Consider the following 14,473-nt stretch of genomic DNA (forward strand, 5'->3'; position numbering starts at 1 on the left):
GTCCCCTTTTTCTTCAGCCTTCGAGTGCGTCGAGGTAGCTGCGGCGCCAGTGGTTGATGTCGTAGGTGCGCAGATGTTCCATCATCGCGTGCCAGCGTTCCTTGCGCCTGCTCAGCGACATCGTCGCTGCGGTGGCGATCGCATCGGCCACGCCGTCCAGATCATGCGGGTTCACCAGCAGTGCCTGCTTCAGTTCGTCGGCGGCGCCAGCCAGCAGTGACAGCACCAGCACGCCGGGATCCTCCGGGTCCTGCGAGGCCACGTATTCCTTGGCCACCAGGTTCATGCCATCGCGCAGCGGCGTGACCAGGCCGACCGCCGCCGCCCGGTAGAAGCCGGTGAGCGTGGCATGGGTGAAGTTCTGGTTGACGTAGCGCAGCGGCGTCCAGTCCGGCTCGGCGTGGCCACCGTTGATGTGGCCGGCGATCTGTTCCAGTTGGCTGCGCAGCTGCCGGTACTCGGTGACATCGCCGCGCGAGACCGGCGCGATCTGCAGGTAGGTGAGCGAGCCGCGCTGGTCCGGGTGGCGCTGCAGGTAGCGCTCGAAGCCGAGGAAGCGTTCGGGCAGGCCCTTGGAGTAGTCCAGGCGATCCACGCCGATCGCCAGCTGGCGGTCCCGCAGGCTGCTGCGCAGGTTCTTCACTGCGGTCTTGGTCGCGGCGGTGCCGGCCTGGCGTGCGATCAGATCGGTGTCGATGCCGATCGGGAAGGCCGCCGCGCGGAATCGGCGCCCACCGGGTGCTTCCAGCTCACCGTTGTCGAGCACGCGGCCACCACCGAACAGGCGCAGGTAGGTCTGGAAGCGATCGGCATCGCGCTGGGTCTGGAAGCCGACCAGGTCGTAGGCGTACAGCGCGGAGAACAACCGCAGATGATCGGGCATGGCCTGCAGCAGGTCGGCCGACGGCATCGGGATGTGCAGGAAGAAGCCGATGCGGCAGCCGATGCCGCGCTCGCGCAGCAGTGCGCCGAGCGGGATCAGGTGGTAGTCGTGGATCCAGACGATGTCGTCCTCGCGCAGCAATGGCGCGAGCTTGTCGGCGAACAGCGCATTGACCTTGTGATAGGTCTCGCGGGTGCCGCGGTCGTAGTCGACCAGGTCCAGCCGGAAGTGCAGCAATGGCCACAGCGTGCGGTTGGCGAAACCATTGTAGTAGCCATCGACCTCGCGCTTGCTCAGGTCCATGGTGACGTAGTCGATGTCACCGTCCTTCTGCCGGTGCAGCGTGCCGCTGCCTTCCTTTACGGTCTTGCCGCTCCAGCCGAACCACAGGCCGCCGCGCTCCTTCAGGGCGGCCAGCAGGCCGACCGCCAGGCCGCCTGCGCGGTTCTCGCCGGGCACGGCCACACGATTTGATACCACGACCAGACGACTCACGATGCCTCCTGCCAGGACCGCGACAGGCGCATCGCGGCGGTGATCAGGCCGACATGCGAATAGGTCTGCGGGAAGTTGCCCCAGGCCTCGCCGGTGTCGAAGGCCAGATCCTCCGACAGCAGGCCCAGGTGATTGCGCTGCTTCAGCAGCAGCTCGAACATCTCGCGCGCCTCGTCCAGGCGCCCGATGGCGGCCAGTGCGTCGATGTACCAGAACGTGCAGATGGTGAAGCTGGTTTCCGGCTCACCGAAGTCATCCGGAGCGACATAGCGGTACAGCGAATTGCCGTGCTTGAGGTCACGGCCGATGGCTTCGACGGTGGCGATGAAGCGGGCGTCCATCGCGTCGATGAAGCCGATGTCGGCCAGCAGCAGCAGCGAGGCGTCCAGGCGATGGCCACCGAAGGTATCGGTGAAGTGGCCCAGCTCTTCGCTCCAGGATTCGGCCATGATGCGCGCGTGGATGGTGTCGGCACGTGTGCGCCAGTAGTGGGCGCGGTCGTCGCGCTTCAGCCGTACGGCGATCTTGCACAGGCGGTCACAGGCGGCCCAGCACATCGCGCTGGTGTAGGTGTGCACCTCGGTGCGGCCGCGGAACTCCCACAGGCCGGCATCGGGTACGTCATGCAGGGCGAAGGCCTGCTCGCCGAGGGGTTCGAGGCGGGCGAAGGTGTGCGCATCACCCGGGTCCTGCAGGCGCCGGTCGAAGAACAGCTGCGTGGACGCCAGCACGACGCTGCCGTAGACATCGTGCTGGCGCTGCACCCAGGCCAGATTGCCGCGCCGTACCGGGCCCATGCCGCGATAGCCGGACAGGCTGGGGACCTCATCCTCGTCCAGCTTGGCTTCGAAGCCGATGCCGTACAGCGGCTGCAGCGTGCCGTCGGTGGTGGCCAGGTTGAAGATGTAGCCGAGGAACTGTTCCATCGTGCGCGTGGCGCCGAGGCGGTTCAGCGCCCGCACCACGAATGCCGCATCACGCAGCCAGCAGTAGCGGTAGTCCCAGTTGCGCACGCTGCCGGGGGCTTCAGGAATGGAGGTGGTCATCGCCGCGATGATCGCGCCGCTGTCCTCGTACTGGCACAGCTTCAGCGTGATCGCACTGCGGATCACCGCGTCCTGCCATTCCAGGGGAATGGACAGGTAGCGCACCCATTCGCGCCAGTAGTCGCGGGTACGCTGGAAGGCCTCCTGCACATAGCCGCTGATCGAACGGTTGAGCGATTCATCCACGCCCAGGATCAGGTGGATGGGATGGTTGAGCACGAACGGCAGGCCGTCGCGCACGAAGCGCACCGGCACGTCGGTGGTCAGCCGCAGCACGTGTTCGGGCAGCACCCAGCGCACATGGTTGCTGCCCCAGGTGGATTCCGGAACGCGCGCGCCCCAGTCCGCCAGCGGGCGTGCGCGTACGGTGATGCGCGGGCTGCCAGCCAGCGGACGCACCTGGCGGATCAGGCTGACCGGGCGGTAGAAACGGTCGTTCTGGCGCCAGCGTGGGGCGAAGTCGAGGATTTCCAGTTCGCCGCCGTGCGTGTCGCGCAGCACGGTGCGCAGGATCGCCGTGTTGGTCAGGTATTCCTGCTCGCTGCTGGCGAAGTCTTCCAGCTCGATGGCGAAGTCGCCACCGGTCTGCTGGTTGGGGCCGAGCAGCGCACAGAAGGTAGGGTCGCCGTCGAAGGTGGGCAGGCAGCTCCAGACAACGCGGGCACGTTTGTCGACCAGGGCGCCGAAGCTGCCGTTGCCGACCACGCCCAGATCAAGATCGGGTTGGGTCATCACGCGGTACATCTCGGTTGCGGCCGTGGGGGGGGGCCGGGTCAATAGGCATTCTCACGCAGCCAGGCGTGCACGCTGCGTATGTCGGGCAGCGCGAACACCGCCGCGCTGGGTTCACGTTCACCCACCAGCACGCTCCAGCCATGCTGGCCGTTGGCGGCATCGAAGCCGAACTCATCGGTCAGGTCATCGCCGAGGAACACCGGCAGGCGACCGCGGAAGGGCAGGTACTGCATCATCCGAAGCACCGCACGGCCCTTGTCGGTGCCGACGGGCACGAACTCGACCACATGGTCGCCGGGCTGCAGGCGGTAGCTGGCACGGCCCCGCACGTGGCGGTCGGCGAAGGCGCGGACGTCCTTGGCTGCATGCGGCGCGCCGCGCCAGTGCAGGGCCAGGCCGACACCCTTGTCTTCCACCAGCACGCCGGGATGGCCGTGGGCGAAGCGCATCGCCTGCTGGTGCAGTGCGTGCAGCCATTCGGCGGTGTCGTCATCGTGTTCGTCGCGCAGTACGCGACCATCCTGCCCACGCAGTTCATGGCCATGCAGGCCCGCAGCAGGCAGTTGCAGCGGAGCGAACAGTTGATCCAGCTGTTCGAGCGGGCGGCCACTGACCAGTGCCACGGCACCTTCCAGGCGGTCGCTGATGCGGCCGATGGCTTCGCGCACATCCGGCAGCAGCTGCACGGCATCCGGGCGTGCAGCGAATTCGATCAGGGTGCCGTCGACATCGAGGAACAACGCGCAGGCGTCATCCAGCAATGGCGGCGGCGGACGCAGGGGGAGCGGTTCAGCCATGAAGCCCAGCTTGCCAGCGTGGGCGTGTACGTGGGGTCGAGGGCAGGCTACGGCCTTGCTTCGGTGGGTGCCGACCGTTGGTCGGCATAAAGGGTCAGCCTGCATTGAACCCGGGCAGTGCGGACCAACGGTCCGCACCCACCCAAGGCAATTACACCCAGAGCAATCAGAAGGTATAGCGGACGCGGCCGTAGTAGTACGCACCGTTGCTGCCGATCGGCGACAGCACGTCGTACGGCAGGTTGCCGAAGTAGTGGATATCGCTGTTGGATCGATCCGGATAGTTGTCGGTCAGGTTCTGCCCACCGAGGGCCACGCTCCACTGCGGGGTGATGCGGTATTCGACTTCCGCATCCAGCTGCCACTCGGCCTGGTAGGTCTGGCGCGGGATGTAGCCGTCACCGAAGTTGAACACGCGGGTGGCGCTGCCATAGCGGTTCACGCGGGTGCTCAGCGACCAGTGGTCATTGCTCCATGCGGCCGAGAAACTGCCACGCGTGCGCGGTGTGGCATCGGTCAGCGTGTTGGTCTCTTCAATCCCGAACAGCACATAATCCGGGTCCAGCGCCTGCAGCTGGGCCGGCGTGGCCAGCACGTTCTTCAGCGTGGTCTTGGTATAGGCATAGGTGCCGGTCAGCAGCAGCTGGCCATCGCCCAGCGACTGCCGCCAGTTGGTGACCAGTTCGGCACCGCGGGTGCGGGTGTCGGCGGCGTTGACGAAGAAGCTGGCGCTCTGCAGGCCGCTGACGCCGTAGTTGGCGGCCACGTAGTCGGTCAGCGCATCGCCGGTGATGCTCTCCGACAGCGCGATGCGGTCATCGATGTCGATCTGGAAGAAGTCCAGCGACAGGTCGAAATGCTCGCCGATGCGGCTGGTGAAACCGAGCGAGGTGTTCAGCGATTTCTCTGGCTTCAGGTTCTGTGCCCCCAGGCCGCGTGCGATCGGATTGTTGACCGACAGCAGGCGGCCCTGCACCAGCTGGCCACCTGCGTTGTAGCCGGTAGAGGTGGACTCGTAGCCGACCTGCGCCAGCGACGGTGCGCGGAAGTTGTTGGAGATCGCGCCGCGCAGCGCGAACGCCGGGGTGAACTCATAGCGCAGGCCGAGCTTGCCGGTCAGCTCGCCGCCGAAGTCGTCGTTGTGCTCGTAGCGCGCGGCCAGATCGGTGGAGAACTTTTCGCCGAACTGGCTGGACAGGCTGGCATAAGCACTGGCCACATCGCGCGACAGGCGCGCCGCATCCTGCGGGGTCAGGCCGCCACCGGCCTGCGAACCGGTCGGGCGGTCGGTGTACGGACCGGCGGCATAGCTGGCCGGGTCGCCGGGGCGGGTCTGGTAGCGCTCATGGCGTGCTTCCACGCCCAGGCCCAGGGTGTGGCTGATGCTGTCGTTCTGGGTGAACACGCGGCTCAGATCGAGGTTGCCCACGGTCTGCGCATATTCGTAATCGGCGGTCTTGAAGCGGGTCGGGCTGGTCGGGCCCAGCGAGGCGTTGAGCGAATCACGCAGGCGATAGGTGAAGTCATTCTGGCCGTAGTCCAGGCTGCCGTCGTAGCTCCATTCGCTCCACTGCCCGCGCACACCGGCCACGGCCTGCACGTCGCGGTTCTCACCTTCGGAGATCGGCCGGTAGCCATTCGGATAGACCTGCTTCCAGTTGGCATCGCCATCGGGATAGCGGAAGTAGTTCGCGCCTTCGGTGTCACGCTGGTTGAAGGTACCGAACGCGTAGAACGTCGAGGTCTGGCCCACCGGAATCTCGGTGTTCAGCCACAGGTTGATGTCCTTGCTCTTGCCATCGCCCAGGACGTAGTTGCGCTTGCCCTGCAGTGCCAGGTTGCCCGGGGTCTGGTCCCACGGCGGAATCTGGTCGAAGCCGGCGCGGTTGGTGCCGTTGCGGTGCTTGTATTCCAGGCCGACGCGCAGGAAGCCACCGTCTTCGCCCAGCGAGGTGCCGACCTTGGCGCTGATGTTGCCGGTCTGGCCATCGGTGAGGGTGCGGCCGATCGGCTTGAGGTCGGTGTGGTTGGCACCGTAGCTCGCCTCGATCTCGCCGCCGTCACCGCCGTTGTCGAGGATCACGTTGATCACGCCGGCCACGGCGTCCGAGCCGTACAGCGCACCGGCGCCATCGCGCAGCACTTCAATGCGCTTGATCGCGCTGACCGGAATCGAATTGAAATCGACCGGGGTGGTGCCCTTGCCGATCTTGCTGTCGGTGTTGACCAGCGCGGTGTGGTGGCGGCGCTTGCCGTTGACCAGCACCAGCACCTGGTCCGGTGACAGGCCACGCAGCTGCGCGGCGCGCACATGGTCGGCGCCACCGGAGTTTGACTGGCGCGGGAAGTTGAACGACGGCAGCAGCGCCTGCAGCGCGCTGCCCAGCTCACCGTTGACCACGCCGGCCTTGCGGATGTCCTCGGCGGTGAGCACATCCACCGGCGAGGTGGATTCGAGCACGGTGCGGTCGGCGGCACGGGTGCCGGTGACGATCACCGTGTCCAGGTTGGTGGCGTCCTGGGCCAGGGCCGGGGCGGCGGCGGAGGAAAGCGCGAGGGCGATGGCGAGGCCGAGCGGCGACGCGGGCAGGCGGGCGGACATGGGGGCTCCAGCAACAACGACGGCGGGGAAGGGGAGATGGTTTCACTTACATCCATCCGGATGAAGCGATATATTATCTTCGCGTGATGACCGGTGCCGATGCAAGCCCCTGCCGGTCCGGCATGAGCTGATGCCCGGTTGGCATCAGCACGCCGGGCCGGTGGCGCTGTACGCTGCCGGCTCGCCTTGTCCCCCTTTCCCCGGAGCTGTACCGATGAAACACCTTGGCCTCGTCTTTGCCGTGCTGTTGGCCACCAGCGGCTGCGCCAGCCTCTCATCGCAGGCGCCCAGCGCCTATGCCACGGCCACCACCGCCGAACTGAAGGGCGATGCCGCACGCCCGTCCGCCGGCCACGGCTGGGTGCGCAGCGAGCTGTACTTCGGCGTAGGCGAAGAGCAAGGCGCCGGTAACCGCCCGCAGGCCGACACCATCAGCGAGGCGCAGTGGCGCACCTTCCTGGACAAGGAAGTGACCCCGCGCTTCCCGGATGGCCTGACCGTGTTCGATGCCTATGGCCAGTGGCTGTTCCGCGGCGATGCCGCGCCCAACCGCCTGCGCACCAAGGTGCTGGTGGTGCTGCATGAGGACACCCCGCAGCGCCGCGCCGATATCGAAGCGATCCGCCTGGCGTGGAAGCAGCAGACCATGCATCAGTCGGTGCTGTGGTCGCGGCAGCCGGTCGAGGTATCGTTCTGAGTTGAAGGTGCCGCTGCGGTGCCGCAGGGAGCAATGATGAACTACAGGGAATGCCTGCTGGGCCTGGTGTTGGCCGGCGCGCTGGCACCGACGGCGCAGGCGGAGGACGAGGGCGAAACGCTGCGCTTCCAGGTGGCCGCGCATGTGCAGGCGCACGCCGATCCCCAGCAGGACGGCAGCATTGCAGTGCAGCTGTCGCCGTCGGGCAAGCGCCAGACGTTGGAGGGCGCGGTGGATGCCGACGGCCGTTCGCGCTGGTCGCTCGAAGATGTCGATTTCGACGGTTACCCGGAACTGGTCGCACGCGCCCCGGTCGGCATGGTCAACGAAGCGGTGGCGGTGTACCGGTTCGATCCCGCCAGTGCCGGGTTCCGCGCGCTGCGGGCTGAAACCCACGGCAGGGAGAGCTGCGGCGAGCTGATGGGCCTGATGGTCGACCGCCCCAGCCGTACCCTGACCAGCAGCTGCCGCAGCGGCCCGATGTGGTACACCGACCAGTACCGGTTTGCAGGCGCGACACTCTATCTGTACCGCGCCGAGCGCGTGCTGATGCTGGGCGATACGGTAAACGCCGCGCTGCAGTGGGAACAACGCGAAGAGAACGGGCCGTTGGCGGTCTGGCGCACCTATGATCCCGCCGGCCGTGTGTTGGAAAGTGCCATTACCGATGGCCTGGGCGCACCACCGGATGGACCGTTGCGCGGCCAGCAGGCCACCGTGGCATCCGCGCGGCTGTTCCTGTTCGGCCGGCCTGGTGCGTCCAGCACCAAGCGTTACCTGGTGCAGGGCGATCGGGTGGAACTGCTGGATGAACAGGAGGGTTGGCTGAAGGTGCGGTATCACAACCCGAAAAGCGGCGCGGTGGAGGGCTGGATCAACGTCAATGATTGACGAGACGTCTGCCCGCATTTTGCACATCGAGGCGACGAGCGACGCGCCCACGGGGGCATCACTTCATCAGGTCTAGCCTCGGACGTTCCCCCGTTCGAGGATGTATCCGATGAGCAAGCGCGTGGCCGAAATCGTGGTGGACGCCCTGCAGCAGGCCGGTGTCCGCCGTTGCTACGGCATCGTGGGCGATACGCTCAACCATGTGACCGATGCGATGCATGGCAGCGAGATCGCCTGGGTGCACGTGCGCCATGAAGAAGTGGCAGCGTTCGCTGCCGGCGCCGATTCGCTGGTGAGCGGCGAGTTGACCGCCTGCGCGGGTTCCTGTGGTCCCGGTGGCCTGCACTTCATCAACGGCGTCTTCGAGAGCAACCGCAACCGTGCGCCGATGGTGCTGATCGCCAGCCAGGTGGTGACCAGCGAGCTGGGCATGGAATTCCCGCAGGAAGTGGATTTCAAGTCGGTCTATGGCAGCTGCACGGTGTTCTGCGAGCAGGTGCACAGCCCGGAGCAGGCGCGACGCGTGGTGGCCCTGGCCTGCCAGGCCGCGATCAGCCGCCGTGGCGTGGCGGTGGTGATCCTGCCGGCCGATATCAGCCAGGCCGAGGTGAAGCACGATGTGCCGTTCTCGGTGCATTACACCCAGCCGGTACTGCGCCCCTCCGACGCCGAAATGCAGCGCATCGCCGAATTGCTGGGGCAGGGCAAGCGCGTCGGCATCTACGCCGGTGCCGGTTGCCAGGGCGCGCACGCACAGCTGTTGGAACTGGCCCGGCGCCTGCAGGCCCCGATCGCGCACACCTCGCGCGCCAAGGACTTCGTCGAGCCGGACAACCCGTACAACATGGGCATGACCGGCATCTTCGGCATCGAGTCCGGCTTCCACACGCTGATGGCGTGCGACACGCTGCTGCTGCTCGGCGCCGACTTCGCCTGGGGCCAGTTCTACCCGGACAAGGCCACCATCATCCAGGTCGACCGCGATGGCAGCCACCTCGGCCGCCGCCACCCGGTGAACCTCGGCGTGGTCGGCGATATCGCACCGACGCTGGATGCGTTGCTGCCGATGCTGCCGCCGCGCGAGGACAGCAGTTTCCTGGACGAGTGCATCGAGCATCGCGACAAGGCGCTGAAGAATCGCGAACAGGAGGAGCAGCCGGGCGAAGGTGAATTGATCCATCCGCAGCACCTGACCGCGCTGCTCTCGAAGCACGCCACCGAAGATGCACTGTTCACCGCCGACGGCGGCTCGCCGATGGTGTGGGTGCTGCGCCATATCCGGGTGAACGGTCGCCGCCGCACGCTGACCAGCCTGCTGCACGGCACGATGGCCAACGCGATGCCGCAGGCGCTGGGGCTGCAGAAGGCCTTCCCCGGCCGGCAGGTGATCTCGCTGTCCGGCGATGGTGGCCTGGCGATGCTGCTGGGTGATCTGTTGACGGCGGTGCAGGAGAACCTGCCGATCAAGGTGGTGGTGTTCAACAATGGCTCGCTAAACTTCGTCGAGCTGGAGCAGAAGGTGGAAGGCCTTCTGGACAACTACACCGACCTGAAGAACCCGGACTTCGGCCGCTTGGCCGAAGTGATCGGCTTCCATGGCCGCACGGTCACCCGCAGCGAGGATCTGGAGGAAGCGGTGCAGGATTTCCTGTCGCAGCGCGGCCCGGCATTGCTGGACGTGCACACGAGTCGCGCCGAGCTGGTGATGCCGCCGCAGATCGAGGCCAAGCAGGTCGCCGGCACGGCGCTGTATGCGGCCAAGGCGGTGTTGAACGGTCGCTTCGACGACGTGAAGCATCTGCTGGTGGACAATTTCCTGAAGAAGTAGGGGGTGGTCGATGCAGGGCTGCGCCCTGCACCTGCAGAGGCCAAAGCAACAGCCGAAGCAACAGCAACAGCTAGGTATCCGTGAGATGGCGGGGTGGGTCCGGTTGCGGGGGGGGCGCTGCAAGTACGTCCATGTAAGCTCGGTCGCCGCATCCATGCGGCTCACGCCCCCGCAACCGGACCCACCCCGCCTTCGACAGCTTCCTGCAATCTGCCGGAACGGGATATTGCACTGGTGGGTGTCGACCTTGGTCGACACGGTGGATCCACGCCATGCGTGGATGAACGAAAGAATGATCGGAATGATCTTCTGTAGAGCCGAGCCATGCTCGGCTGAGAGGCTTCGCGTACAGCAGCCGAGCATGGGCTCGGCTCTACAAAGAGAGCCTGCCTTTGCTTTTGATCTTTTGATTCTTTTCCGTGGCTGGTACGCGCAGGAAACTGTCAGGGGCCGGGCGGGTAGGCTGCGCAGGGGCGTGAGCCGCATGGATGCGGCGACCGAGCTTACAGGGACGTACTTGCAGCGACCCCTGCGCAGCCTACCCGCCCGGCCCACCCCCTGAGGTCCGCTGTCCGCGACCAACCCAGCCACGAGGGGCCCCGCCGTTGGCTGGAACCCATCATTCCACGACGGAATTGGCGCCCAGGCCCCGCTGGGCCTACCATCGGCGGTCCCCACCCCCACCGCCCCTTCCATGTCCGCTCCCGCTTCCGCCGCACCGCGTCGCTGGTTCGTCGCCGGCGACTTCAACGGCTTCTTCGGCCTGGTCGTCGACAACCTCTCCATCCTCGGCTTCATCGCCATGGCCCTGGTCGGGATCTTCCAGTTCCCCGCCGACGTGGTGTTCGGCCGCATGTTCCCCGGCACCGCCTTCGGCGTGCTGATCGGCAACCTGCTGTACACCCTGATGGCACGCCGGCTGGCCGCGCGCAGCGGCCGTGACGACGTCACCGCCATGCCGCTCGGCCTCGATGCCCCCACCAGCATCGGCATGGCCCTGCTGGTGCTTGGCCCGGCCTTCCTCGCCTTCAAGCAGCAGGGCATGGACCCGCACGCGGCGGGCATCGCCACCTGGCAGCTGGGCATGGCCGCGCTGGTCATCATGGGCGTGCTCAAGTTCGTGCTGTCGTTCTTCGGTGAAGCAGTCACCCGCGCGCTGCCGCGTGCCGCGCTGCTGGGTTCCATCGCCGGCATCGCGCTGGTGCTGATGGGCCTGCTGCCGCTGCTGGAAACGCTGCGCTCGCCGCTGGTCGGCTTCACCACGCTGGGCCTGCTGCTGTATGTGCTGATCGCCAAGGGCAAGCTGCCGGTGCGTGGCCCGGGCGTGCTGCTGGCCTTCGTGTTCGGCACCGTGCTGTATTACGGCCTGGGCCTGGCCGGGCTGGGTGCGCCGGGATTCCATGTGCCGGCGTGGGTGCCGCCGCAGGTGGTGCTGCCGCTGCCGACGCTGGGCTTCCTCGACGGCCTGCCCACTGCGATGACCTACCTGCCGCTGCTGCTGCCGTTCGGCCTGCTGATGGTGGTCGGCGGCATCAATGTGTCTGAAAGCGCGCGTGCGGCCGGCGATGACTACCGCACCCGCGACATCCTGCTGGTGGAAGCGGTGGCTACGCTGGTGGCAGGCGTCTGTGGCGGCGTCGCGCAAACCACGCCGTACATCGGGCAGCCGGCGTACAAGCACATGGGCGCGCGCAGCGGCTATACGCTGCTGACCGGCCTGTTCGTCGGCATCGGCGGCATGCTCGGCATCATCTCCGGGCTGGTGCAGTGGCTGCCGCTGGCGGTGCTGGCACCGATCATCGTATACGTGGCCATCGACATCACCACCCAGGCCTTCCAGGCCACGCCGCGCCACCATACCGGCGCGATGGTGTTCGGTTTCCTGCCTTCGGTGGCCTACCTGCTGGCGATCAAGGCACCCGGCTGGATCGCACCGGATCAGCTGCCCCAGCTGCTGACCAAGCTCGACGGCCACGGCCTGCCTGAGCTGGCGGTGATCTTCACCCTCGGCAACGGCTTCATCATCACCTCGATGCTGTGGATTTCGGCGGTGGCGGCGATGGTCGATGGCCGCCTGCGCCGTGCCTGCGGCTTCCTGCTGGTGGCGGCGGTACTGACCCTGTTCGGGCTGATCCACTCGGTGGATCCGCGCGGCGGCATCTACCTGCCGTGGGACCTGGAAGGATTGGCGCGCATCATCAGTGTGCAGTTTGCCGGCGCCTACGTGGCCCTGGCGCTGCTGCTGGGCCTGCTGTCGCTGCAGAAGCAGCCGGTGAAGCCGCTGGGTGATCGCACCGATCATTGACCGGTGACGCCGGGCATGGCCCGGCGCTACCGCTTCTTCCACTTCTGGTGCTCTGTAGAGCCGAGCCTGCGCTCGGCTGCTCTGAGCCGAGCATGGCTCGGCTCTACAGGGGCGTGTTGCGGGCGGCGAATGCTCACAGCCCGCTCTGCCGGCCAGCGGCCGGCACTACCGCTCGGCGTCCAGCTCCGGGTAATGGCGGAAGATGCCATCCGTGTTGAACGCCAGACGTCGTTCCGAGGCCAGGTAGGCGGCGATGTTCGGCCGCTTCGCCACCCGCGCCTGCAGCGCGCGCAGCAGGGGCAGTGTGGGCGCCAGTGCCTGCATGCGACGCGGGAACATGTAGTCCAGCCCACTCAGCAGCTGGAACAGCGACAGGTCCACATACGAATGCTCGCGCAGTGCATGGCGGCCACCGTTGGCGGCCAGCACCCGTTCGAAGTAGCCCAGGAACTTCGGCAGGCGCTCGCTGCGCAGCGACGCGGCACGTGCCTTGGCCTCGGTCTTCTGCGCTTCGTAGTATTTCGATGCGGCGATCGGATGATGGGTGTCATGCACTTCGGCCACCAGGTCAGCGATGGTCAACTGCAGTTGCAGCGCCTGCATCCGCCGCGATGCGGCCTGCGGCACCAGATCCAGCGCCGGGCCGAGGAAGTCCAGGATCGCGGCAACCTGCGCAATGACCTGGCGACCGGCCTTCAGGAACGGCGGCGCGAAGGGCTGCGGGCCTTCGCTGTGGCCCTCCAGGAACGGCTGCATCACCGCATCACCGTGCACCCGCGCCATGTCGATGTAGTCGGCGCCGGCATCTTCCAGCGCCAGCCGCACGAACTCGCCCCGGCCCTGGATGCCGGTCCAGTAATACAGCGCGTACTGCATGGCAGTGTCTCCGCAGGACAAGGCCCACAGCCTCGCGCGCGGCACGCAAAGCAGGCGTGAGCGCGGCTTTGGCGCGGGCCGAAGCCGAACGGCAGCGGAACAGGCGGGGAACCGGCTGGAACCGGTGGGGTCACACCTTCTCCATGCGTGTGAAACGAGGGTGCTGCATCATGCAGAGTGGAAAGGCGGTATGGCCCTGGGTGCTGGGTGTGGTGGTGATCGGCGGCGCGGGCGGTTGGTTGTTCCGCGATCAGCTGAAGAGCCTGGCAGACGGTGTCTCGGTGCCGGTGCAATCGCCCCCCGCCAGTACCAGCGCACCGCCACAACCGCAGGCGGCCGCGGAACCCGCGCCAGCGCCACCGACGATCAAGCATCCGCTGGATACCGAGGCCGCGGCTGATCCGGCGCTACCGAAGCTGGCTGACAGCGATACGGCTGCCTGGGGTGCATTGAGCCAGCTGTTCCAGGGCGAGGGCCCGATGACCCTGCTGCTGCGCGATCACCTGATCCAGCGCCTGGTCACCCAGGTCGACAACCTGGACAAACCAAGCGTGCCGCCGACGGCGCTGGCCGCACGGCCGCTGCCGGGCAACCTGCAGGTCGAGCCTGGCGAGGGCGGGGAACGCATCGCGGCAAGCAACTCGGCACGTTACGCGCCCTATGTGCAGGCCTTTACTGCGCTGGATCCAGCGGCAGCGGCTACGGCGTACAAGCGCTTCTATCCGTTGATCCAGCAGGCCTACGTCGACCTGGGCCGGCCCGAGGGCTACTTCAACGACCGTCTGGTGGCGGTGATCGACCATCTGCTGGAGACCCCGGAACTGGCGCAGGCGCCGTTGGTGCAGCGCGATGAGCGCGGCCGTTACCGCTTTGTCGATCCCACCCTGCAGTCGCGCTCGATCGGGCAGAAGGCGCTGTTGCGCATGGACGCCACGCAGGCGCGGGCGGTCAAGCAGCAGCTGCGGGCGCTCCGCTCTGCGATCACCCACTGAACCGGTCCACTGCGCCGAACTGATCGGGATCAACGCGCCGACCACACCCGTTCCGGCATGCTGGCCGCAGGCTGACTGGCCTCGGGGTGCAGTCGCAGCCACCCTTGAAACGGGGTGGGGCAGCCGCATCTTCCCAGCATCGCCGGCGCGGGCCGGCCCTGATGACCGATGAGGATTCGCAATGCGGATGGACAAGCTCACCTCGCGTTTCCAGCAGGCGCTGGCAGACGCACAGTCGCTGGCCGTGGGCCGCGACAACAGCATCATCGAACCGGTCCACCTGTTCAGCGCGCTGCTGGACCAGCAGGGTGGCAGCACGCGCCCGC

11 protein-coding genes are annotated in these 14,473 nt (G+C 66.9%); 6 read left to right on the top strand and 5 right to left on the bottom strand.

Annotated elements, in window-relative coordinates; all coding sequences use genetic code 11:
• Window positions 1-13: 13 nt before the first annotated feature.
• From otsA to AC5P5V_RS12070, 4 genes are all read right to left on the bottom strand, one after another.
• Complete coding sequence (otsA, locus tag AC5P5V_RS12055) at window positions 14-1,378, bottom strand: alpha,alpha-trehalose-phosphate synthase (UDP-forming) (RefSeq protein WP_134969526.1); 1,365 nt, start codon at window positions 1,376-1,378, stop codon at window positions 14-16.
• The gene (locus AC5P5V_RS12060; RefSeq protein WP_231352265.1) at window positions 1,375-3,156 is read right to left on the bottom strand and encodes a glycoside hydrolase family 15 protein; all 1,782 of its coding nucleotides are present in this window, start codon (window positions 3,154-3,156) and stop codon (window positions 1,375-1,377) included. Before AC5P5V_RS12060 ends, otsA begins: the two co-directional genes overlap by 4 nt.
• 41 nt (window positions 3,157-3,197) lie before the next feature.
• Window positions 3,198-3,956: a trehalose-phosphatase gene (gene otsB / locus AC5P5V_RS12065; protein WP_134968416.1), complete on the bottom strand. Its 759-nt coding sequence runs from the start codon at window positions 3,954-3,956 to the stop codon at window positions 3,198-3,200.
• A gap of 166 nt (window positions 3,957-4,122) precedes the next feature.
• Window positions 4,123-6,558: a TonB-dependent receptor plug domain-containing protein gene (locus tag AC5P5V_RS12070; RefSeq protein WP_134968415.1), complete on the bottom strand. Its 2,436-nt coding sequence runs from the start codon at window positions 6,556-6,558 to the stop codon at window positions 4,123-4,125.
• A gap of 214 nt (window positions 6,559-6,772) precedes the next feature.
• On the opposite strand from AC5P5V_RS12070, the gene AC5P5V_RS12075 reads away from it, so the two are divergent.
• The 4 genes from AC5P5V_RS12075 to AC5P5V_RS12090 all read left to right on the top strand — a co-directional run bounded on the left by AC5P5V_RS12075 (window position 6,773) and on the right by AC5P5V_RS12090 (window position 12,279).
• A complete protein-coding gene (locus tag AC5P5V_RS12075) occupies window positions 6,773-7,255 on the top strand; it encodes a DUF3574 domain-containing protein (protein WP_134968414.1) in 483 nt (160 codons plus the stop codon).
• Window positions 7,256-7,291: 36 nt separating this feature from the next.
• Window positions 7,292-8,146, top strand: coding sequence for an SH3 domain-containing protein (locus AC5P5V_RS12080; protein ID WP_134968413.1), 855 nt, complete (start codon window positions 7,292-7,294; stop codon window positions 8,144-8,146).
• A gap of 109 nt (window positions 8,147-8,255) precedes the next feature.
• Window positions 8,256-9,974, top strand: coding sequence for a thiamine pyrophosphate-dependent enzyme (locus AC5P5V_RS12085; RefSeq protein WP_134968412.1), 1,719 nt, complete (start codon window positions 8,256-8,258; stop codon window positions 9,972-9,974).
• A gap of 694 nt (window positions 9,975-10,668) precedes the next feature.
• Entirely contained in the window at window positions 10,669-12,279 is a 1,611-nt protein-coding gene (locus tag AC5P5V_RS12090) for a SulP family inorganic anion transporter (protein WP_134968411.1), read from the top strand.
• A gap of 165 nt (window positions 12,280-12,444) precedes the next feature.
• On the opposite strand, the gene AC5P5V_RS12095 is transcribed toward AC5P5V_RS12090, so the two are convergent.
• Window positions 12,445-13,155, bottom strand: coding sequence for a glutathione S-transferase (locus tag AC5P5V_RS12095; RefSeq protein WP_134968410.1), 711 nt, complete (start codon window positions 13,153-13,155; stop codon window positions 12,445-12,447).
• A gap of 170 nt (window positions 13,156-13,325) precedes the next feature.
• Between AC5P5V_RS12095 and AC5P5V_RS12100 the strand changes: the two genes are divergently transcribed.
• Together AC5P5V_RS12100 and AC5P5V_RS12105 are read left to right on the top strand one after the other, a co-directional pair.
• Window positions 13,326-14,147: a DUF3014 domain-containing protein gene (locus AC5P5V_RS12100; protein ID WP_231352264.1), complete on the top strand. Its 822-nt coding sequence runs from the start codon at window positions 13,326-13,328 to the stop codon at window positions 14,145-14,147.
• A gap of 181 nt (window positions 14,148-14,328) precedes the next feature.
• Window positions 14,329-14,473: Clp protease N-terminal domain-containing protein (locus AC5P5V_RS12105; protein ID WP_495215889.1), on the top strand; the 145-nt coding region annotated here is incomplete at its 3' end.

Source organism: Stenotrophomonas sp. YJH_SMC_130 (assembly GCF_059369035.1).